Annotated in this window: 16 protein-coding genes; 11 read left to right on the plus strand and 5 right to left on the minus strand. The window is 35.4% G+C overall.

Going from position 1 to position 19,257, the window contains the following annotated elements:
* Positions 1-277: 277 nt before the first annotated feature.
* Entirely contained in the window at positions 278-2,647 is a 2,370-nt protein-coding gene (locus G6O73_RS12180; protein ID WP_057885347.1) for a phosphoketolase family protein, read from the minus strand.
* 160 nt (positions 2,648-2,807) lie between these two features.
* Positions 2,808-3,533: a GntR family transcriptional regulator gene (locus G6O73_RS12185; RefSeq protein ID WP_057885348.1), complete on the minus strand. Its 726-nt coding sequence runs from the start codon at positions 3,531-3,533 to the stop codon at positions 2,808-2,810.
* 162 nt (positions 3,534-3,695) lie between these two features.
* Between G6O73_RS12185 and G6O73_RS12190 the strand changes: the two genes are divergently transcribed.
* Positions 3,696-4,712 (plus strand): LacI family DNA-binding transcriptional regulator, encoded by a 1,017-nt coding sequence (locus tag G6O73_RS12190; protein ID WP_057885349.1) that lies wholly within the window; start codon positions 3,696-3,698, stop codon positions 4,710-4,712.
* Positions 4,713-4,976: 264 nt separating this feature from the next.
* Here G6O73_RS12190 and G6O73_RS12195 read toward each other — a convergent pair whose 3' ends face one another.
* Together G6O73_RS12195 and G6O73_RS12200 are read right to left on the minus strand one after the other, a co-directional pair.
* Positions 4,977-7,010, minus strand: coding sequence for a beta-galactosidase (locus G6O73_RS12195; RefSeq protein ID WP_057885350.1), 2,034 nt, complete (start codon positions 7,008-7,010; stop codon positions 4,977-4,979).
* A 22-nt stretch (positions 7,011-7,032) separates the two neighbouring features.
* The gene (locus tag G6O73_RS12200; protein ID WP_083478468.1) at positions 7,033-8,946 is read right to left on the minus strand and encodes a sugar MFS transporter; all 1,914 of its coding nucleotides are present in this window, start codon (positions 8,944-8,946) and stop codon (positions 7,033-7,035) included.
* 290 nt (positions 8,947-9,236) lie between these two features.
* Between G6O73_RS12200 and G6O73_RS12205 the strand changes: the two genes are divergently transcribed.
* The 5 genes from G6O73_RS12205 (at position 9,237) to G6O73_RS12225 (ending at position 15,432) form a co-directional block, all read left to right on the plus strand.
* Positions 9,237-10,403: a galactokinase gene (locus G6O73_RS12205; protein ID WP_057885352.1), complete on the plus strand. Its 1,167-nt coding sequence runs from the start codon at positions 9,237-9,239 to the stop codon at positions 10,401-10,403.
* A gap of 13 nt (positions 10,404-10,416) precedes the next feature.
* Entirely contained in the window at positions 10,417-11,889 is a 1,473-nt protein-coding gene (gene galT, locus G6O73_RS12210; RefSeq protein WP_057885353.1) for a UDP-glucose--hexose-1-phosphate uridylyltransferase, read from the plus strand.
* Positions 11,890-11,905: 16 nt separating this feature from the next.
* Entirely contained in the window at positions 11,906-12,892 is a 987-nt protein-coding gene (locus tag G6O73_RS12215; protein ID WP_057885354.1) for an aldose epimerase family protein, read from the plus strand.
* 194 nt (positions 12,893-13,086) lie between these two features.
* Positions 13,087-14,082 (plus strand): UDP-glucose 4-epimerase GalE, encoded by a 996-nt coding sequence (galE, locus tag G6O73_RS12220; protein WP_057885355.1) that lies wholly within the window; start codon positions 13,087-13,089, stop codon positions 14,080-14,082.
* Positions 14,083-14,361: 279 nt separating this feature from the next.
* Positions 14,362-15,432 carry a 2,3-butanediol dehydrogenase gene (locus G6O73_RS12225; RefSeq protein WP_057885356.1) on the plus strand — a complete coding sequence of 357 codons (1,071 nt, stop codon included), beginning with the start codon at positions 14,362-14,364 and terminating at the stop codon, positions 15,430-15,432.
* A gap of 73 nt (positions 15,433-15,505) precedes the next feature.
* Here the strand turns inward: G6O73_RS12225 and G6O73_RS12230 are convergent, their stop codons facing one another.
* A complete protein-coding gene (locus G6O73_RS12230; RefSeq protein WP_057885357.1) occupies positions 15,506-15,688 on the minus strand; it encodes a hypothetical protein in 183 nt (60 codons plus the stop codon).
* A 236-nt stretch (positions 15,689-15,924) separates the two neighbouring features.
* Between G6O73_RS12230 and G6O73_RS12235 the strand changes: the two genes are divergently transcribed.
* From G6O73_RS12235 to G6O73_RS12255, 5 genes are all read left to right on the plus strand, one after another.
* Positions 15,925-16,395 (plus strand): PTS sugar transporter subunit IIA, encoded by a 471-nt coding sequence (locus G6O73_RS12235; protein WP_057885384.1) that lies wholly within the window; start codon positions 15,925-15,927, stop codon positions 16,393-16,395.
* A gap of 20 nt (positions 16,396-16,415) precedes the next feature.
* The gene (locus G6O73_RS12240; protein WP_057885358.1) at positions 16,416-16,721 is read left to right on the plus strand and encodes a PTS sugar transporter subunit IIB; all 306 of its coding nucleotides are present in this window, start codon (positions 16,416-16,418) and stop codon (positions 16,719-16,721) included.
* A gap of 30 nt (positions 16,722-16,751) precedes the next feature.
* Positions 16,752-18,161, plus strand: a complete 1,410-nt coding sequence (locus G6O73_RS12245) for a PTS transporter subunit IIC (protein WP_057885359.1) — start codon at positions 16,752-16,754, stop codon at positions 18,159-18,161.
* Positions 18,162-18,178: 17 nt separating this feature from the next.
* Positions 18,179-18,343: a hypothetical protein gene (locus tag G6O73_RS12250; protein WP_157056657.1), complete on the plus strand. Its 165-nt coding sequence runs from the start codon at positions 18,179-18,181 to the stop codon at positions 18,341-18,343.
* Positions 18,344-18,488: 145 nt separating this feature from the next.
* Positions 18,489-19,250, plus strand: coding sequence for a DeoR/GlpR family DNA-binding transcription regulator (locus G6O73_RS12255; protein ID WP_057885360.1), 762 nt, complete (start codon positions 18,489-18,491; stop codon positions 19,248-19,250).
* Positions 19,251-19,257 lie beyond the last annotated feature (7 nt).

Consider the following 19,257-nt stretch of genomic DNA (forward strand, 5'->3'; position numbering starts at 1 on the left):
AAAATGCATTTTGAAAGGAGTATCTTGAAATGATTTTTAATCAGCTTACACCAAATCTGATCTCGCTAGAAAAATACTTTTTCAAAACATGTCTTTCAATAAAGCTTATTCTCTAATTGTAATCAAACAACTATTAAAAAACAAGTAGGATTATAAAAAAATCATAATTTAATTTGTTAAATGATGATAAAAGTTTAATAAACATAGTGATTGAACTAAAGAAAAATACGAACAACTAAATTGTTCGTATTTTTAAGTTGCTGCAGTTTATCGCAATTTATTTAATAGCTTCCCAGTGCCAATTCTCAATTTCTGGTAAATCAGTACCCTCATCACGGATATATTGATGATGTTCAGCAATTTTAGCATTCATCTTTGTAACTAACTGACCATAAGCTGCGGCGTTAGGCAGCATTGTAATGGCAGCTTTAACTAAATCAAAACGATCTAATTGATTTAGTACCCGCATATCAAATGGTGTGGTAATATCACCATTTTCACGATAACCATGAATTGATAAGTTATGATTGTGTCGGTCAAAGAATAAATCCCGAATCAAACCTTCATAGCCATGGAAGGCAAAGACAATTGGTTTGTTAGTGGTAAAGTAACTATCAAATTCAGCATCACTCAAGCCACGTGGATCAAGTCGTTGACTGCGTAATTTCAGCAAATCAACTACATTAATAAAGCGGATTTTTAACTCAGGAGCTGCTTGATGCAGGATCGAAATAGCAGCTAAGCTTTCAAGGTTAGGCTCTGTTCCAGCAGCAGCGATTACCAGATCTGGCTCGGTATGATCATCGTTTGAAGCCCAGTCAATGATTTTTAGTCCATTAGCAACTAATTCTTGTGCCTCAGCAGCTGAATAAAATTGTGGTCGTGGGTGTTTGGAAGCAACAATCAAATTAATTTTTTCGCGATCATTCAATGTTTTAGCCATAACTGCTAATAAACTGTTAGCATCAGCTGGGAGATACTCACGAATGAACTCAGGTTTTTTATCCGCTAAATGACCTAAGATACCGGGATCTTGGTGAGTATAGCCATTATGATCTTGCTGGAAAACGGTTGAAGCCGAAATAATATTTAATGATGGAATATCAGAACGCCATGGCTGTTCCTTGGCTTTGCGCAACCATTTGAAATGTTGCGTCAACATGGAGTCAACAACGCGCAAGAAAGCCTCATAACTGGCAAAAATACCATGACGACCGGTCAAAACATAGCCTTCAAGCCAACCCTCAGCTTGATGTTCTGATAACTGAGAATCAATTACGCGACCAGCCGGAGCCAAAAATTCATCATTAGGTTCTTTGATTTGTTCCATCCATTGCCGATTGGTTGATTCAAAAATCGGAGCTAAACGGTTTGACATCGTTTCATCAGGCCCAAATAGACGGAAGTTTTTATTGTTGTCATTTAGTTTGAAGATGTCACGCAGGTAAGCCCCTAAGACGGTCATGTCTTGTGCTTCAACTTTTCCCGGCGTAGTTGTATCAACAGCATATTTGCGGTAATCAGGCAAAATCAGATCTTTAATTAATTTACCTGGATTAGTGTGCGGATTAGCTGCCATTCGTTGATCACCTTGAGGTGCAATCGCTGCAATTTCAGATTTCAAAGTTCCATTATCATCGAAAAGTTCTTCTGGATGGTAACTCTTCAGCCAAGAAGTTAATGCATCGGCATGTTGCATGTCATTAGCATCAACTGGGATTGGAATCTGGTGAGCCCGGAAAGATTTTTCAATTGGTTGGCCGTCCCATTCTTTAGGACCAGTCCAACCTTTAGGTGCCCGCAAAACAATCATCGGCCAGACTGGCAGTGAACTATCTTGGTTGTCGCGAGCATTTTTTTGAATTTTTTGAATTTTTTCAATGGCTTGATCAACCGCCTTGGCCATTGCTGGGTGCATTTTGGCTGGGTCATCACCTTCAACAAATAACGGTTCCCAACCCAAGCCTTCAAAATATTTTTGTAGCTGTTCATCAGTTTCACGCGATAAAATGGTTGGATTTGAAATTTTGAATCCATTCAAATTCAAAATTGGTAAAACAGCACCATCATTGATTGGATTAATAAATTTATTTGATTGCCAAGAAGTAGCCAGTGGACCAGTTTCAGCTTCACCATCTCCCACAACAGCTGCTGCAATTAGGTCTGGATTATCAAAAATTGCTCCTGTTGCATGCGAGATCGAATAGCCAAGTTCACCACCTTCATGGATTGAACCTGGAGTCTCTGGAGCAGCATGAGAGGCAACTCCACCAGGGAATGAAAATTGTTTGAACAGTTTTTGCATGCCAACTTCATCTTGCGTAATTTCAGGATAAATTTCGGTATAACTGCCATCCAGATAAGAGTTTGAAACCATCACTTGGCCACCATGACCAGGGCCCTCAACGTAAAACATATTCAAGTTGTATTTATTGATTGCACGATTCAAGTGGGCATAGATAAAGTTTTGTCCAGCAATTGTGCCCCAGTGACCAATCGGTTTGACTTTGACATCATCAGCCTTGAGTGGTCGTTTGAGCAACGGATTATTCTTTAAATAGAGCTGGCCAACAGAAACATAGTTGGCAGCTCGCCAAAAAGCATCGACTTTTTTCAAATAATCTGGGGATGAATAATCTTGGGTCATAATTGATTGCCTCCTTAGCAATGCTTACAAGTTAATTTTTCTTCAATTCCATCATACCTAATCAGTAGTAAAAGTCAACTTATTTTTATTTTGGGACGTACCAATTTAAAAGAAATAAAAAAACTCTTTTTCAAAAATAAAAAAGAGTCTAAAAAACAGTTTAATTAACGGTTACAAAAGAGTTGAATTTCAAATATTTATAATGAAACCGCATAGTAGAAAATTCAAAAGGGGTTCCATTATCTAGGAAGAAAATTCCTTCCATGATTCCAGCCGGTTCAGTTGGTTTTAATTGCAATAATTTCTGATCTTGGGCGGTTGAAGGTTCCGCGAAAACTGATAAGAAAGATTTAGTGACAGCCAAGTTATGTTCAGCCTGTAAATAATTGAAAATAGAACCCGAAATAATTTTTTTTGACAATTCTGGAACAATTTTAATTGGAATATAACCAGTTTCAATCATAAAAGGTTGTTGTCCAAATGAACGTAAGCGCACAATTTGGTAGACAAAATCTTCTTTTGTTAAAAACAGATCACGTTGCAATTCAGGGGTAGCTTTGATTACTTGAAAATCCAAGACTTTAATTTTAGGATGCTTACCATTCATTTTAAAATTATCGGTGACACCTAGATTAGAACTTTCTTCGTAATTAAAAACTGATTCATTTTTCAAATAGAGTGGATTAATAAAAGTACCGGAACCACGTTTTTTAAAGATGATTCCATCATTAGCCATTCTACTCAGAGCACGCTTAACTGAGCTACGGCTAACCTGATAGGTCTCACTGAGACTGCGTTCGTCAGGTAAGCGCAGGCCTGGAAATTCACCTGAAAAAATTCGTTGTTTTAAATCAGTAATAATACGTTTATATACCAATTGCGCCATAGAAATACCCCTTAATTTTAAGCTAATCTAAGTACTAGTTAACCACAATGCTTAGAAAACAACAAGCAGTTAGAAGATTTAGTAAATAAATTGGCCAAATTTACCAAGTTTTAGTTTATTTAGTGTTAAAATAATATTGCATATACAGGAAGGGGACCTTAGATGGCGACGATTAAGGATATTGCAGAACAAGCTCAAGTTTCATCTGCTACTGTTTCACGGGTACTCAATCAGGATAGTACTTTAGCAGTTAGTGAAAATACTCGAAAAAAAATCTTTGAAATTGCTAAAAAATTAAATTATCAAAAAAGCAAAAGAAATGTTCAAGAAAAAAAGAAAAAAATTGCCTTAATAGAATGGTACTCACAAAAAGAAGAACTTGATGATCTTTACTACTACTCTATCAGATTGGGGATTGAAAAAGCGGCGCATAGTTTAGGTTATCGAATCATTCGTTATTTTCAAAGTGAAGTTAGCGATAATTTGCGGGATGTAGCAGGTGTTTTGGCAATTGGCAAATACAGCAAAAATCAGCAGGACAAAATGCATTCATATAACCAAAATATTGTTTTTATTGATTGTGATACCTTAGTGAACGGCTATAATTGTGTAGTAACAGATTTTTACAACTCAGTTATAGCTGTTCTAAAAAGTTTCATGTCGTTTAATCAAAATGATATTGGAATGTTGGCCGGAGAAGAACACACGATGGATTTAGCAGAAAATCTGATTGATCCACGATTAATAACTTTTAAAAATTATCTGATTAACTACAATTTATACAAATCAAAGTATGTTTATGTCGGTAAATTTTCGGTTGAATCGGGTTACCAGATGATGAAACAAGCAATTAAAGATCTGCAAGAAAAATTACCTCATGCTTTTTTTGCCGCTAATGATTCAATTGCAGTCGGTGCATTACGGGCATTAAACGAAGCTGGAATTTCTGTACCCGATCGTGTCAGCATGGTTGCCTTTAATGATACATCAATTGCTAAGTATGTATCACCTTCATTAAGCTGTGTTCGGGTTGATACAGAAGAAATGGGGCGTACTGGTTTGATGATGTTAGAAGAACTTTATCAAACTAAGAATAAGGTCAAAAGAAGTCCCAGAAAAGTTACAATTGGGACAAGTTTGGTATTTAGAGAAAGTAGTTTTCAAAAAAAGACTGATTGAAAAGATTGGTACAAAGGCAATTAACTAGCGAGCATTAACATCATAAACCGAATAATCCGCGATTGGGATTATGTTTGGTTTTGGGGGTTAATGCTCGCTAGTTGGTTTTTGGTACGCATTTGCGATTAAGAAAATATAAAGAGTCCAGGGCTTTTTGATATGCTTTCCCTATATAAGTCACTTTATATTTCAGTGTCCTATATAGGGAGCATATCATTTGTCCCGGGCTCTTATAATTTTTATTAAATGTTATAGTTGTTCAGTCTAATTTTTACTAATCAAAATCTTTACTCCAAAAGCTTCAACTGAATTTGAGTTATTAGGATTAGAACTAAAGTATGGTTGATAGTTTTGCAAGTTTAAGTCAGCAGGGATTTTTTCAGCTGAATCACTTAAGTTTAAAATAAACATATATTCTGTATTGTTCCAATTTCGGCTATATATTTCTAAAGGCGAAGGTTGGTAATTGGTTACAGATAAAGAACAATTTGCAGCTTGGAAGATGCTCTTAAACAAGTGTTTCAAGCCATCATTAGTTAAATTGCTACCGACATAATAGGCAATACCTTTACCAAAAACATTTTTAGTTATAGCTGGAGTTCCTTGATAGAACTCGCTGGTGTATTGGGCAAGTGGGCTGGCACCTTCTAAATGGATTAAATCGCATAATAAATTACCAGCACTTGCTTGACCGTCAGTGAATTGAATTTTGACTGACTTGTCAGGCAAAATGGCATCGGATTCTTCTACCCAAATTCCAGTTGCTTTTTTTAAAGGTCCCGGGTATCCACCAAGATAAACATTATCAGTTTCATTTACCAATCCAGAAAAGAAACTGGTAACTAATTTCCCGCCATTTTCAACGAAAGTATTGATTTTTTCGCCTAAATCAGCTTTCACCATATATAACATTGGCGCGATTACAAATTGGTATTGACTAAAATCATCGTCTGTTCCGATTACGTCGACTGCTACATGTAGGTCATAAAGAGCATGGTAATAGCTAAGAACCGTTGCTAAATAATCAAGATCTTTGGAGATCCCAGCTACATAATTTACAGCCCAAAGATTAGACCAATCAAAAACGATCGCAATTTTATTTTGCTTTTTTGCTTGTAGTAGCTCAGGAGACAATTGCTCTAAAGTTTCACCTAAGCGTTTGACTTCTTGAATTACTCGAGTGTCTGTTTTTTCAGAGTGGGCAATAACAGCACCGTGGAACTTTTCTTGAGCACCGATGGATTGTTTTAATTGGAAAAATTGAACGGTGTTTGCCCCATGAGCTATCGCTTGAAGTTCTTGGACTTGTAACTGTCCTGGTCGTTTTAATGGGCTATAATTTTGCCAATTTACCTGTGAAGGAGTAGATTCCATCAGCATGAACGGCTTTCCATGACCAAGACCACGCATTAAATCATAGAGAAAGGCCGTCTTATAAGCTGGTGTATCATAGGTTGGGTAGCTATCATAAGCGATAATATCTTGGGATTTAGCCCACTTAAAATAATCTAAGTCAGGATTAGGTGTTCCATGAAAATTAGTCGTGATTAATACATGATTATCATAAGATTCAATTATTTTCTTTTCATTTCGGAAGAGTTGCAACAGACTATCAGATTGGAAACGGCGATAATCAATTGATAAACCACTGACTGCTGTGTCGGTATTTTCAGGTCCAAAAGCGTCGCCTAGTTCATTGGGAACAACAACTTCTTCCCAATCATAAATTATATGTCCCCAAAACGTTAAGTTCCAAGCACGATTAAGTTCGGCAACAGAATGATATTTTTTTTGTAACCATTTGCGGAATTCTTTTTGACAAAGATCACAGTAGCAATAGCCGCCGTATTCATTGTTGATATGCCAAACGCTGATTGCTTGATTGGTAGCATATCTTTGAGCCAAGTGATCAACTAATTGATTAGCTAATCGTTGATAATTGGGGCTGGAAGGGCAAAAGTTATGTCGCTGTCCAAAAGTGTGACGTCTTCCTTGATAGTCAACTCGACCAACATCGGGATATTTTTTAAACATCCAAGCTGGCATTGCTGCAGTTGCGGTAGCAAGGACGATTTTAAAACCAGTTTTTGAGAATTTTTCAATAATTTTGTCTAATTTTGAAAAATCATATTTTTCCTCGCAAGGTTGTAGTAGGGACCAGGAGAAGACATTAATCGTAATAGAATTAATTTTGGTATCTTTAAAGATTTTGATGTCATCATCCCAGCTTTCTTCAGGCCATTGTTCTGGATTGTAATCTCCGCCGTAAAGAATTCGTGTTAATTGATTTTTTTCCATAATAGCGACTCCTTCCAAAAAATTATTTCAAAGTTATTTTTCCAAGATTATCCTGATGTTTTACTTTGGTGTCAGCTCTAAATTCAGGAAGCTGATTGAGTAGTTTAGGTTGGGTGAAGAAAATAATTACGGTATCATCATAACCGCTGTTTATAATTAAGTCACGATCGAAATCAAGCAACAAGTCACCAGCTTTAACTTTTTGACCATCTAGATAATGAGTAACAAAACCTTCACCATGCATATTGACGGTATCAATTCCGACGTGGATGATGGCACCAATGCCATTTTCAGATTCAATTCCAATCACATGTTTGGTTGTAAAGGTAAATTTGATAGTTCCATCAAATGGTGCATAGATTTTGCCACTGGCAGGGCGAATTGCAAAACCAGTTCCTGGAAATTCGGTTGGCAATTCATTTAGAGTAATTAACTCGCCATCTGCCGGGGAAGATAGTTCAATTGTTTCAGAAGAAATGGCACTTGTTGTTTTTTTATCTAATGATATTTGGCCGCTAATTAATTTGTTATTTAATTCTTCAACAATGTCAGCGTGTTTCTTTTCAGTTAATTTAACTTTTGCTAAGAAGGCAATTAATGAAAGAATTGCCAACACCAACGGAATATAAAATGCCAAGCTTTCAAAAGTATGGATATCTTTAGCTGTCATATCAGCTGCAGTAGCTTTGCCGGTCATACCAGCAGCGATGGCAATAAAACCAACTAAACCATTAGAAAAAGCACCAGTTAATTTATCAATCATTGGTCGAACAGCTAAAATAACAGCTTCATTACGTTCCCCATTCTTTAATTGACCATATTCAATTGCATCAGTTAAAGTTAAAACGGTAACTAATTGAGCAAAGTTAATGTCAAACAAAGCCAATCCAATTGTCAGCATTACCATATTATCTCTACCAACAATAAAAATTAAATAGGCGAGAATCATAAAGAATTGTCCAATAGCGAATAACCATTTGCGTGGGATGAATTTGTTTAAAATTGGGTAGAGCGGTGAAGTACAGAAACCGATAATAGTAGCGATCACACCAACGATCCAATATTCATTTGGTTTACCAACAACAAATTTGAAGAGGTAGAATAAAACACCATTAGTTACAACATAGGCAAATGAGTAAAGAAAATAAGCTAAGCTGGCCCAAAGTATTTGATCATTATGGGCTAAAGCTTTGAAGACATCTTTAATTGTAGTTTTTTGCTTAGCAGATTTTCTGATTAGATTATCTTTTTCGTTAGTTCCAAGAGCAACAGCAAAAGCACAAACTATCGCGATTATTGAAATGATTACGGCAAAAGCCAACCAGCCGGGGGCTCCTTGATAATGCTTGCCGGTAGCTAAGAAGGTAAAGTAAGTTACAATCGGAACGATAATAATAGTTAATCCATTCCAGCCAATAGTTCCGGTAAATGAACCAAGCGAAGTGTAAATACCGCGTTCCCGACTATCTTCACTTAGAGCTGGGACCATCCCCCAGTATGCAACATCGGAAAAAGAATAGAAAATATCTAAAGTTACGAATAAAATCACAAATACAACAGCAAACAGGATCCAGTTAACTTTGGCTAATCCAAAAATTCCTGTAAAAATAATAATTAATAAAATAGCACTAACAACATTTCCGATAATGATCCAAGGTTTAAATTTACCCCACCTCGTATGAGTGTTATCAACAACATTTCCAATCAATGGATCAATAACAATTTCTGCAATCCGAATAAAAACAATCAAACTAGTAATCAAACCAATTAATTTATCAGCGATGCTTTTATCTAGTCCAGAAAACATGCTGCTAGTCACAAAAACGATAAAGTAAGTACTTAATGCACCGTAAAAAGCAGAATGTCCAAGATTACCTAACGCAAAAGACGTCCGTGATATTAGCGTCTTCCCAGTTAGTTTTTGTTTATTTTCCATATTCATTGCCCTCCATTTTTGAAGCGAAGATTATAAAGATAGATCAACGAGCTTCTTTAGTAACCGGTTACAATGACAATATACTATTATTTAGTTAATAAGTAAATAGTATTACTAAACATTTTTGTAGAAAATAAATAAAAATATTCTGTGTGATAGGAAGAACATCAATCCTTCATTTGAATAATCAGCTTTAAAACAGTACTTTTACGATAAATTAAGTAAATAGTGTTGATTTTTAGTAAATATATAGTAAAATGAAATTGAAAAAATAAAGTAGGTGGGAAATTATGGAAAATAAAAACTTAATTGTTGCATTCAAAACTATTTTTAAAAACGAACCAAAGGTAACTTTCTTTTCACCAGGAAGAATTAATTTAATTGGTGAACACACAGATTATAATGGTGGCCACGTCTTTCCGTGTGCTATCAGTTTAGGAACTTATGGAGCAGCTAGAATTAGAGATGACCAGCAAATTAGGCTGTATTCTGAAAATTTCAGTAAACTTGGAGTGATTGAAACAGATTTAGAACATTTAGAGTTTGCTAAGCAGGATAAATGGACAAATTATCCCAAAGGTGTAATTACACAATTGATCAAAGCTGGATATGCAATAAATAAGGGAATGGACTTGTATTTTAATGGTGATTTACCAGATGGAGCTGGTCTTTCATCATCAGCATCAATTGAGCTGCTGACTGGAGCTATGGTTGCAGCATTGTTTAATTTAAAAATTCCAATGTTGGATTTAGTAAAATTTGGACAGAAAACTGAAAATGACTATATTGGAGTTAACTCTGGAATTATGGATCAATTTGCAGTTGGAATGGGGAAAAAAGATCAAGCAATATTATTAGATACTAATACGTTAGAATATTCATATGCTAGATTAAATTTGGATCAAAATGTAATCGTTATTATGAATACGAATAAGAAGCGAGAATTAGCTGATTCGAAGTATAATGAACGTCGTCAAGAATGCGATAATGCTCTGGCAGACTTACAGCAAAAATTATCAATCAGTTCTTTAGGCGATTTAACAATTTCAGAATTCGATCAGGCTGCTTATTTGATTAAAAATAAAGTTGAACGGCAACGAGCACGACATGCAGTTTTTGAGAATCAACGGACACTTGAAGCAAAACAAGCACTTGATAATGGTGATTTAATGCAATTTGGTCATCTGATGAACGCGTCTCATATATCCTTAGAAGATGATTATCAAGTGACAGGGAAAGAATTAGACACATTGGTACACACTGCTTGGCAGCAAAAAGGAGTTCTCGGAGCTAGAATGACTGGAGCGGGTTTTGGTGGTTGCGCAATTGCTTTAGTAGCTGAGGATTCAGTAACTGATTTTAAAAAGAATGTTGCCCGTGTCTATCAAGAAAAGGTTGGTTATGTTCCTTCATTTTACGTAGCAAAAATAGCTGATGGAACTAGTGAGTTTAAGTAAGTAGGTGAAATAAATGGAGAGAAAGACATTAATTTCGGCTTTTGTTGAGCAAATTATTGCTAAAACAGATTTTAGTCAGTTGGATCAGATTTATTTGTATAATCGGATTTTGAATTTAGTTGATGGTGTTGATAAAACAGGCGATTATACTGATAAATCATTAATTGAATTGGCGGATTTATTAGTTAACCTTGGTGACACTGAACGAACTGCTGGACAAAAAGAGCTGCTAAAAACTGAACTGCTGAACTTTTTAGTACCAGCACCAAGTAAAGTTAATCAAATTTTTTGGAATGAATATCAGCAACAAGGAGTTAATTCAGCTCTAAAGTATCTATATCAGTTGAATCAAGCAAGTAATTATATTAAGACAGCTGAGATTAGCAAAAATAAATACTTTCGTTATCAATCAAAATATGGTGAATTGGAGATTACAATTAACCTTTCAAAACCTGAAAAGGATCCGCGTGATATTGCTCGGTTACAAAAGCTTGCTCCGACTAGTTATCCACAATGTCAATTATGTTTTACTAATGAGGGCTATCAAGGAAGAATTGGATACCCTGCGCGCAGCAATCATCGAATAATTCGCTTTGATTTGCTTAATGAGACATGGGGCTTACAATATTCACCATATGCCTATTTTAACGAGCATTGTATTTTTGTTGATCAAAAGCATCAATTAATGAAGATCGATCGATTGACCTTTAGGCGCTTATTAACTATCTTAGATATTTTTCCTGCCTATTTTGTTGGTAGTAATGCAGATTTACCGATAGTCGGTGGTTCAATTTTGAGTCATGAACATTTTCAAGGCGGTCGTCATGAATTTGCAATGGATCAAGCTAAGATTAGACAAACGATAACATTTACAGATTTTGCTCATGTTAAAGCCGGAATCGTTGATTGGCCGATGTCGGTTATTCGTTTGTCTGGAAAAAATGAGGAAGAATTAGTTGAGCTAGCTACTAAAATTCTGAACAGTTGGAAAAATTATAGTGATGAAAAAGTTGCAGTAATTGCAGCTTCAGATCACCAGCCACATCACACTATTACCCCAATTGCTCGTAAACGAGGGGCAGAATATGAACTAGATTTAGTTTTGCGTGACAATCACTGCACCAAAGAATTTCCGGCGGGTGTTTTTCATCCTCATCCAGATGTTCAGAATATTAAACAAGAAAATATTGGATTAATTGAGGTTATGGGATTGGCAATTTTGCCGCCACGTTTACAAAGAGAACTAGCTGAAGTTGAAAGGTATTTGTTACATCAGCCGAATCAAATAGCGGAAAAGCACTTGCATTGGACTGAAAAAATTTTACAACAATACGATGGTAAAATAATTGCAGAAAATGTTACGTCAATTGTCAAACAAGCTCTGGGAGCAACTTTTGTTCGGGTGCTGGAAGATGCAGGTGTCTTTAAAAATGATTCTGTAGGACAAAAGGCATTTAATCGTTTTGTAGATTATGTGAATGAATAAAAAGGAGGTAAAGCGGATGCAAGTTGAGAAAACTTTAATTGGTAATTATCAGGGACAAGATGTTTACAGTTACAAGATTGTCAATGATCAGCAAAATTATATTGAGATTTTCTCTTATGCTGTTACTTGGCATAGCTTCGTAATGAATGGCAAAAATTTGTTGGTTCATTTTGATCAGTTGGCAGATTACTTTGGTACTCCGACATATTTATGTCAAGCAGTTGGACGAGTAGCTGGTAGAATTACAGGTGGCAAGGTAACGTTAAACAACCAAAACTTTCAGTTACCGCAAAACGAAGGAGAAAATACACTGCATGGCGGTCCAAGTGGCTTTTCTTCATATAATTGGCCAGCTAAGATTATTCAAGGTAAAGATAAAGTAGAAATTTGCTTTTCTAAAAAGATTACGTCGGCTGACGATGGGTTTCCTAATGGGTTAGACGTTGAGATAATAATTAGTTTTGACAATTTGAATCAAGTGAGAATGATCTTTAAAGGAAAAGCCAATGGAACGACTATTTTTAATCCAACTAATCATGCGTATTTTAATTTGAATGTCGAGCAAGCTAATTTGAATAACCACAAATTACAAATTGCAAGTAGCCAGCGATTGGAACTGAATCATGCAAAACTGCCAACAGGTAAATTACTCGATAATTCTGATAGTGGTTATGATTTTTCAACTAGCAAAAACTTACTGAAGTCTTTAACTGAAATTAAGCAAAATGAGCTTGATGATGCTTTTATTATTTCGACAAATAAAGAACAACCGGTGGCAACCCTATCTAATCAAGCAACAAATGAAAAAATTCAAATTTTTTCTAATCGGCAAGGATTGGTTGTTTATACGGCAGATTTTAATAATGATGGAGTTTTTGATGCGCTTGCTTTGGAAGCTCAGTCGCTGCCAGATGCAGTTAATCATCCTGAATGGGGAGAAAACACTGTCTTAACAGATGGTCAAAGCAGTATCGCTGAAATAGTTTATAAATATAGTGATTAAAAATAGTTTAGCATAAGTTGTTTAAGTCAATTTCTAACCTAACTACCTTTTATTGGCAGAAACTGGTAAAATAGCCAAAGGTGGAAACTAAATTTCACTGGTTAGAATTAAATAAACTGAAAACTTTCTTGATTAAGGAAGCTGCAACTTAGCTTTTACTTTAATGAAGCTAATTGTTTAGGGAGGAATTAATTATGGCAATTTTAGTTCTCGGAGGAGCAGGGTACATTGGCTCACATACAGTAGATCGACTGGTAGATCGCGGCGTTGATGTCGTTGTTGTTGATAGTTTGGTTACTGGTCATCGGGCAGCTGTTAACTCCAAAGCTAAATTTTATCAAGGAGATATTGCAGATCAGCCATTTATGCGAGATGTTTTTAAAGAAAATCCAGCAATTGATGCAGTGATTCATTTTGCAGCTTTCTCTTTAGTGGCTGAATCAATGAAAAAACCATTGAAGTATTTTGACAATAATACTAGTGGAATGATCAAACTGCTTGAAGTGATGAATGAAGTCGGAGTTAAGAAGATTGTCTTTTCATCAACTGCAGCAACTTACGGAATTCCAGAACAAGTTCCGATTAAAGAAACCGATCCACAACAACCGATTAATCCATACGGCGAAAGCAAACTGATGATGGAAAAAATCATGCGTTGGTCGGATCAGGCATATGGCATTAAATTCATTGCTTTACGTTATTTCAATGTTGCCGGAGCAAAACCGGATGGCAGTATTGGCGAAGATCATAATCCAGAAACTCATTTGCTGCCAATTGTTTTACAAGTAGCCGCTGGTACGCGTGAAAAGCTGCAGATCTTTGGTGATGATTACGACACACCGGATGGGACAAATGTTCGCGACTATGTTCATCCATTTGATTTAGCAGATGCACATATTTTAGCTGTTGATTATTTACGCCAAGGTCATGATAGCACGGCCTTTAACTTAGGTTCATCAACTGGTTTCTCCAATATGGAAATTTTAAAGGCTGCTCGAGAAGTAACTGGCAAACCAATTCCAGCTGAATTAGCTCCACGTCGACCAGGTGACCCTGATACCTTGATTGCTGCTTCGGACAAAGCACGGAAAGTTTTAGGATGGAAACCACAGTTCGATGATATTCATAAAATCATTGAAACTGCTTGGAAGTGGCATGCTACTCATCCAAATGGATACCAAGATCGTTAATTAGAACTTGCACAATTCTTAATCGATATTAAACGCTGTTTTAAAGCTATTTGCAATCTTGTTTTTGATTGTAAATAGCTTTTTTGTGTAATTCCGTACTAAATGCATAAAAAAACATTCTTTGACTAAATGCATTTCCTTTGTAACAGTAATTTCTTTTTGTGAAACTAATAATTATAAATAAAATGATGAATAATTATTGAAAAAAGATAATCCGAGGACTACAATTAATTTACGAACAAAAGTAAACGCTTACATAGATGCAGGAGGATGATAGTTATGAAAGCAGCAAGAATTTATGGTCAAAAAGATATTCGAATTGAAGATATTGAAATTGCTGATCCTAAGCAGGACCAAGTTCAAATAAAAGTTAAATATTGCGGGATTTGTGGTAGTGACTTGCATGCTTACCTAGAGGGATGGGGGTTGCCAACACAACCACATCCATTGACGAAACGGACTGTTCCGGTAACATTAGGCCACGAGTTTTCTGGTGAAGTTGTTAAGGTCGGCAGTAAAGTTACAACACTTAAAGTTGGTGATCATGTTGCAGTTGAGCCATTAATTGCTTGTGGCAAGTGCGAAAACTGTCGTAAAGGTGATTATAATTTTTGTAATCGGGTTCAAGCAGAAGACGGAGCAGGAAATTTTCTTGGCTTTTCCGATGATGGTGGATTTGCGGAATATGCTAATATTAAAGAAATTTTTGCACAAAAAATGCCTGAAGGTCTGAGCTATGAATTAGGAGCTTTAGCTGAACCGACAGCAGTTGTTTTTGAAGCGATAAAAAAATGTGGTTTACGTGCTGGACAGGATGTAGCGATCGAAGGTGCTGGTCCAATTGGACTTTTAACAGCTCTCTTGGCTAAAAGCGCGGGGGCAAATCATGTGTTTATTATTGATTTGGCCCAAGTGCGGCTAGACAAAGCTAAAGAACTGGGCTTCAAACATGTATTAAGCCCAGCAGATGGGGATGTTGTTGCGGCGGTTAAAAAGATTTGTCCGAATGGTGTCGATGTTGCTTTTGAAGCAGCTGGAGTTCAACCGACTTTTGATACCGCACTCAAGTTAGTCAAAAGGACAGGAATTTTGCAGATTGTCGCTTTATTTGGCAAACCAATTACAGTTGATTTGACTAATGATGTAATTATGCAAGGAATTGATATCTACACAACACTTTGCTACAACAATTCTTTCCGACAAGTATTGGGAATTTTGAATAATAATCGTGAATTATTTAGTCAAGTTGTTACTAAGAAAATTAGTTTGGATAATTTGTTGGAAAAAGGTATCAAAGCCTTATCAACTGATAAAGAGCAAGTGAAGATCATGGTCTCTCCTGAAATGTAATTTGAATTTGAACGATAGATAGTTTCATTTGTAAGACTAGCATTCTTTTTAAATATGAATGTTAGTCTTTTTATTATTTCCAAAAAATAAATTGAGCAATAAAAATTGAGAATACAAAAACAATTAATCCCCAAATGAAAGTTCCTGTAAAGGCCCAAATATTTATTCCTAAGAAGATACCAATCATGATGATTGCTTCTGATTTCTGTTCTCGTTTCACCAATGATGTTGAACTTTGCTTAATTTGTTTTTTCATAATGTTAAGTCCTCCTAAAGACAAAATTTTGCTAATTAATTAAATAAGTTTGAATGAGTTAAGTAGATTTAATTACTTGTAATTTATTTTAATTATCTACAATTTCAAACAAAAAATGTTCTTTAATTGTATTGACAATTACATTGTAACCGATTACTATAGGTTTGTGAACAAAATTAAACAAAAACAATCATAATAAAACAGGAGGTGAAAAAGTGGAGACAAAGAAAAATCAGATGTTGTTCGCAAAAAAAGATGTTTTTATTTCAGATCAATCGGGGCAAAAGGGGGTATTTGAAGAAATTTCAAAAACGTTATTGAATGAAGGATTAGTGAAAAATGAATTTTTAGAAAATTTAGTAATGCGAGAAAAAAATTTTCCAACTGGAATAGATTTGTCTGTAGTTGACGTGGAATTTCCTAATGTAGCAATTCCACATACTGAAGGAGAATTTGTCAATGTACGACGTGTGATTCCAATAAAGTTATTAAAACCAATAAGATTTTTTAATATGATTCAACCAGAACAGGAACTTAAAGTAAGTTTCATGTTTATGATTCTAAACAATGATCCTGAAGGACAAGCGAATGTTTTGGCACAGATTATGCAATTCTTAACTACTACATCTAAGGAAAAACTGAAAGAATTTTTTGAAATGAAAGAAACAGATGAAATATATAACTTTTTGAATAATAATTTTGAGTAATAATTTAGGAGGAATGACTTATGATTAAAGTTTTAGCTGCATGTGGGGCTGGAGTAAACTCGAGCCATCAAATTAAAGATGCTCTAGAAACTGAATTTAAAAATAGAGGATATGATCTGAAAGCAGATGCTGTCATGGTTAAAGACATCACAGCTGATATGATTGATAATTACGATATCTTTACGCCGATTGCTAAAACTGATTTAGGGTTTGAACCGAAAATCCCAGTTATTGATGCTGGTCCGATTTTATATCGTATTCCAACAATGGCTAAGCCGGTCTATGACAAGATTGAGGCGGTTATCAAAGAAAAAGGTTTGAAGTAATTTAATTTCACTTTTTAGGAGCGTGAGAAAATGTTACAGACAATAATTCAAGTTTCAAATACGGTTTTTAAACCGATTATCAACTTGGGTGCGGCGCCGATTATGTTAATTGTTTTAACTCTGATTGCTTTGTTGTTTGGGGTTAAGTGGACGAGGGCTTTGGAAGGCGGCATTAAGTTAGCAATCGCTCTTACTGCGATTAGCGACATTATTAACATATTAACGACTGCTTATCAAGTCCCGTTAGATGCTTTTGTAAAATCGACGGGCATTTCATTAAAGATTATCGATGTTGGCTGGGCCCCGTTGGCAACAATTACTTGGGGCTCACCTTATACGCTATTCTTTTTGCTGATTATGATTATTGTAAATATTATTATGTTGGCTTTGAATAAAACAAACACACTTGACGTAGATATTTTTGATATTTGGCATCTTTCATTTACCGCTTTAATGGCGATGTATTTTGGCGCTAATTTATTAGTAGCAACTATTTTAATTATCTATATTGGTGTTTTAAAAATTATCAACTCAGATTTGATGAAACCGACATTCAACGATTTACTGGATGCGCCAGATGATAATCCGATGACTACAACACATTTAAACTATATGATGAATCCTGTTATTATGGTTTTTGATAAAATTTTCGATAATATTTTCCCATGGTTAGATAAATACGATTTTGATTCTGCTGAACTGAATAAAAAGATTGGTTTTTGGGGAAGTCATTTTGCAATTGGATGCTATTTAGGTGTTTTTGTTGGTTTAATTGGTCGTCAAGATCCAAAAGAAATTTTCACTTTAGCCTTTACTGGTGGCGTCTGCTTGGAATTGTTTAGTCAAATTGGTTCTTGGTTCATCGCTGCTGTTGAACCGTTGTCACAAGGAATTTCAGATTTTGCAACAAAACGTTTGAAAGGCCGTCGTTTTAATATTGGACTTGATTGGCCATTCGTTGCTGGACGTGCTGAAATTTGGGCAGCTGCTAACTTTTTGGCTCCAGTCATGCTGATTGAAGCATTGGTTTTGCCGGGCAATCATATCATGCCTTTAGGTTCAATTATCGCAATGGGTGTTACACCAGCTTTATTGATTGTCACTCGTGGGAAAATTATTAGAATGATTATTATTGGTGCGATTGAGATGCCAATTTTCCTGTGGGCTGGAACACTATCCTCGCCTTTCATTACTCATGTTGCAAAACAAGTTGGAGCATTTCCTTCTGGAGCAGCAGGACATCAAATTGCTGAAGCTACTAAAGAAGGTCCAATCGAACAATATTTAGCTTATTTAGTTGGTAAGGCTTCAACTGGCGAAATTTCATTTTTGATGTATGCGGCTCTTGGCTTGATTGCTTATGGTTTGATCTTCTGGTGGTATGCAAAACAAATGAAGAAGCGCAATACAGCTTATGCAGCAGCAAAAGAAGCTAAATAGTTAAGGATGTGTGATCAATGAATCGTACAAAGGAATTAAGTCGAGTGATCAATTGGGCATTAGTAGTAATTGTGATTAATGTAATAGCCATGGCTTTTCCAAACGTTATTATCAAATCGATTGTTACAATTGCAACACTTTATTGTAGTTATAAAGCGATTAATATCAAATATAAATTTTAACTTTGCTTAAAATATGTAATTAATAAAACAAAAATAAACAATTTTATTGACGCGTTTTAAACAAAGTGCTAGCATTTGGCTTATTCAAACAAACAAAAGCAAACAAATAAAAGTAAACTTAAGTCAAATGAGAGGATGAAGAAATTTGTTAAAACGCGAACGCTTAATGACTATTTTAGAAGTTGTAAATGAAAAAGGAATTGTTACTGTAAATGATTTGATTGATCAGGTGAATGTTTCAGATATGACAATTCGTCGTGACTTGGATGAACTTGCTCAAAGTGGAAAGTTAATTCGCATTCACGGCGGTGCTCAAAGTATTGAAAGCGAGGCATCAGCTGAACTTTCACATATTGAGAAAAAGGAAATTCATATTACTGAAAAAATTGCGATTGCACAAAAAGCGGCTACCTTATTAAGAAATAACGATACAGTTTTTATCGGACCAGGAACAACCCTGGAATTAATGTGCAAATATATTGAAGATGTTCAAGATTTGAGAGTTGTAACGAATAGTTTGCCAATTTTTGAAACATTAAAAGATAATCATTCAATTGAATTAACATTGATTGGTGGTACTTATCGCGAACGCTCTGGAGCATTTATTGGCGGTTTGACTAGCTCAACACTTGCACAATTTAAATTTAATCGAGCTTTCATTGGAGTGAATGGAATTCACAATGATAGCATCATGACGGCCAGTATGGAAGAAGGCAGTTCTCAGACAATAGCTTTGAATAATGCTACTCAGAAAATTGTTGTAGCTGATTATCACAAACTTAATAAGGATGATTTTTATAAATTCTATGATTTGTACGATATTGATTGCTTGATAACTAATAAAGAAGCCGGTGAGGAAAAGCTTAAACATTATCAGCAGTATACAGAAGTAATTGTTAGTGATTAAAAAATTT

It is taken from the genome of Liquorilactobacillus nagelii DSM 13675 (assembly GCF_019444005.1).
Classification (GTDB): Bacteria; Bacillota; Bacilli; order Lactobacillales; family Lactobacillaceae; genus Liquorilactobacillus; species Liquorilactobacillus nagelii.

Coding starts and splice junctions, on each gene's coding strand:
- G6O73_RS12180 (WP_057885347.1), bottom strand. CDS start 2,647: ATGACCCAAGATTATTCATCCCCAGATTATTTGAAAAAAGTCGATGCT.
- G6O73_RS12185 (WP_057885348.1), bottom strand. CDS start 3,533: ATGGCGCAATTGGTATATAAACGTATTATTACTGATTTAAAACAACGA.
- G6O73_RS12190 (WP_057885349.1), top strand. CDS start 3,696: ATGGCGACGATTAAGGATATTGCAGAACAAGCTCAAGTTTCATCTGCT.
- G6O73_RS12195 (WP_057885350.1), bottom strand. CDS start 7,010: ATGGAAAAAAATCAATTAACACGAATTCTTTACGGCGGAGATTACAAT.
- G6O73_RS12200 (WP_083478468.1), bottom strand. CDS start 8,946: ATGGAAAATAAACAAAAACTAACTGGGAAGACGCTAATATCACGGACG.
- G6O73_RS12205 (WP_057885352.1), top strand. CDS start 9,237: ATGGAAAATAAAAACTTAATTGTTGCATTCAAAACTATTTTTAAAAAC.
- galT (WP_057885353.1), top strand. CDS start 10,417: ATGGAGAGAAAGACATTAATTTCGGCTTTTGTTGAGCAAATTATTGCT.
- G6O73_RS12215 (WP_057885354.1), top strand. CDS start 11,906: ATGCAAGTTGAGAAAACTTTAATTGGTAATTATCAGGGACAAGATGTT.
- galE (WP_057885355.1), top strand. CDS start 13,087: ATGGCAATTTTAGTTCTCGGAGGAGCAGGGTACATTGGCTCACATACA.
- G6O73_RS12225 (WP_057885356.1), top strand. CDS start 14,362: ATGAAAGCAGCAAGAATTTATGGTCAAAAAGATATTCGAATTGAAGAT.
- G6O73_RS12230 (WP_057885357.1), bottom strand. CDS start 15,688: ATGAAAAAACAAATTAAGCAAAGTTCAACATCATTGGTGAAACGAGAA.
- G6O73_RS12235 (WP_057885384.1), top strand. CDS start 15,925: ATGTTGTTCGCAAAAAAAGATGTTTTTATTTCAGATCAATCGGGGCAA.
- G6O73_RS12240 (WP_057885358.1), top strand. CDS start 16,416: ATGATTAAAGTTTTAGCTGCATGTGGGGCTGGAGTAAACTCGAGCCAT.
- G6O73_RS12245 (WP_057885359.1), top strand. CDS start 16,752: ATGTTACAGACAATAATTCAAGTTTCAAATACGGTTTTTAAACCGATT.
- G6O73_RS12250 (WP_157056657.1), top strand. CDS start 18,179: ATGAATCGTACAAAGGAATTAAGTCGAGTGATCAATTGGGCATTAGTA.